A 2,227-nucleotide genomic window follows, 5' to 3' on the forward strand; every position below is an offset into this window, starting at 1 on the left:
CTGCCACCGACCGATTACGAACGGGCGATGGCGTGGAAACAACCTATCGAGGTGTCCGGAATTAGTTGACCACTACATGGATTCAATGGAGTCATTTCACATTGCTGCACCTCTGCAATATCCCCGGTCGGTTCCCTCTCCCTTGGGAGAGGGCCAGGGTGAGGGGCTTTTGCAGTCCGTCGTCACCCCACCCTTACTGTTTCGCAGTTGCAGGTGTATCGTATTCGCCTTTTGCGGGCGCTGAGCCCGCGCCGGATACGAGAGGTAGTTAAGTCCATGTCCTTTACCCGTCGACAAATACTCGGTGGTTTAGCCGGCCTGGTCGTGGTGGGTGTTGGCGCAGGGGGCGCTTCGCGTTACTGGTTGGGCAAGATGGCCGATGAGCAGGCCGGTCACGATTACGAGCTGATTGCCGCGCCGCTGGACGTCGAGCTGGTGCCCGGTCATCAGACCGAGGCCTGGGCCTTTGGCCCTTCGGCGCCGGGCACTGAGTTGCGGGTGCGCCAAGGCGAATGGCTGCGCGTGCGGTTTATCAACCATCTGCCGGTTGCGACCACGATCCATTGGCACGGCATCCGCCTGCCTCTGGAAATGGACGGCGTACCGTACGTCTCGCAATTGCCGGTACTGCCCGGCGAATACTTCGATTACAAGTTCCGCGTGCCCGATGCGGGCAGCTACTGGTATCACCCCCACGTCAACAGCAGCGAAGAACTGGGCCGTGGTCTGGTCGGCCCGCTGATTGTCGAAGAGCGCGAGCCTACGGGCTTCAAGCACGAGCGCACGCTGAGCATTAAAAACTGGCACGTCGATGAAGAAGGCAACTTTCTGCCTTTCAGCATCACCCGTGAGGCCGCGCGTGGCGGTACGGCGGGGCGCTTGTCGACGATCAATGGCAGCCATGTGCCGACCATTGAATTGCCCGCCGGGCAGATTACCCGCGTGCGGATTCTCAACCTCGATAACACCCTGACCTATCGCCTGAATATTCCCGGTGTCGAGGCACAAATCTATGCGCTGGATGGCAACCCCATCGCGCCGCGCCCGCTGGGCAAAGAATATTGGCTGGGCCCCGGCATGCGTATTTGCCTGGCGATCAAGGCACCGGCGGCGGGTGAAGAACTGTCGTTGCGCGATGGCCCGGTGCGTTTGGGCACACTGTTGTCGGTGGCTAATAACGATGCACCTGCACAATGGCCGCCCGCCTTGCCGGCCAATCCGATTGCCGAGCCTGATGTCGACAAGGCCGAGAAGATCAATTTCAACTTTGAATGGGTCGGTTCTGTGTCCGAGAACCTGGGCACGGATCAGCCGCCGAGCCTGTGGCAGATCAACGGCGTGGCCTGGGAGATCAAAGACAAAACCTGTGCTGACCGGCCGATTGCCAAGCTCAAGCTGGGCCAGAGCTACGTGTTTGAATTCAAGAACATGACCCAGTACCAGCATCCGATCCACCTGCACGGCATGAGCTTCAAGGTGCTGGCGTCCAATCGCAAAAAAATCACGCCGTATTTCACCGACACGTACTTGTTGGGCAAAAACGAGCGTGCCCGCGTGGCCCTGGTGGCCGATAATCCCGGCGTGTGGATGTTCCACTGCCATGTGATAGACCACATGGAAACCGGCCTTATGGCCGCTATTGAGGTTTCCTGATGCGACAAGGGCGTCAACCCCAGATTATCGACCGCAGCCGCGATCAAGACTTTATGCGTGAAGCGCTGGCGCTGGCGGCGCAAGGCGCGGCCTTGGGTGAAGTGCCGGTGGGCGCGGTGCTGGTGCAAAACGGTGAAATCATCGGCCGGGGTTTCAACTGCCCCATCAGCGGCAGTGACCCCAGCGCCCATGCCGAGATGGTCGCCATCCGCGCCGCAGCCACGGCGGCCAGCAACTACCGGCTGCCCGGCAGCACGCTGTACGTGACGCTCGAGCCGTGCAGCATGTGCGCAGGCTTGATCGTGCATTCACGGGTATCGCGGGTGGTGTTTGGTGCGCTGGAGCCCAAGGCCGGGATTGTGCAAAGCCAGGGGCAATTTTTTACCCAAGGCTTTTTGAACCATCGGGTGCTGTTTGAGGGCGGGGTGCTGGCCGACGAATGCGGCGCCATCCTCAGCGAATTCTTCAAGGCCCGCCGGGCGAAATAATCTGCTGCCCCCTGTAGGAGCCAACTGTCTTTCGCTTTGCCCGACAAACGCACATATCAGGGTGGCAGACGCTAAGTTTGCCTTCC

At 60.2% G+C, this 2,227-nt stretch carries 2 protein-coding genes; both read left to right on the plus strand.

All coding sequences use genetic code 11. The features are described from left to right. Nucleotides 1-276: 276 nt before the first annotated feature. Nucleotides 277-1,653 (plus strand): multicopper oxidase family protein, encoded by a 1,377-nt coding sequence (locus AAEZ03_RS25630; RefSeq protein ID WP_350582498.1) that lies wholly within the window; start codon nucleotides 277-279, stop codon nucleotides 1,651-1,653. Next, nucleotides 1,653-2,141, plus strand: coding sequence for a tRNA adenosine(34) deaminase TadA (tadA, locus tag AAEZ03_RS25635; protein WP_048367027.1), 489 nt, complete (start codon nucleotides 1,653-1,655; stop codon nucleotides 2,139-2,141). The genes AAEZ03_RS25630 and tadA overlap by 1 nt, the downstream gene beginning before the upstream one ends. Nucleotides 2,142-2,227: the final 86 nt, after the last annotated feature.

It is taken from the genome of Pseudomonas sp. HY2-MNA-CIBAN-0224 (assembly GCF_040310285.1).
Classification (GTDB): domain Bacteria; phylum Pseudomonadota; class Gammaproteobacteria; order Pseudomonadales; family Pseudomonadaceae; genus Aquipseudomonas; species Aquipseudomonas helleri.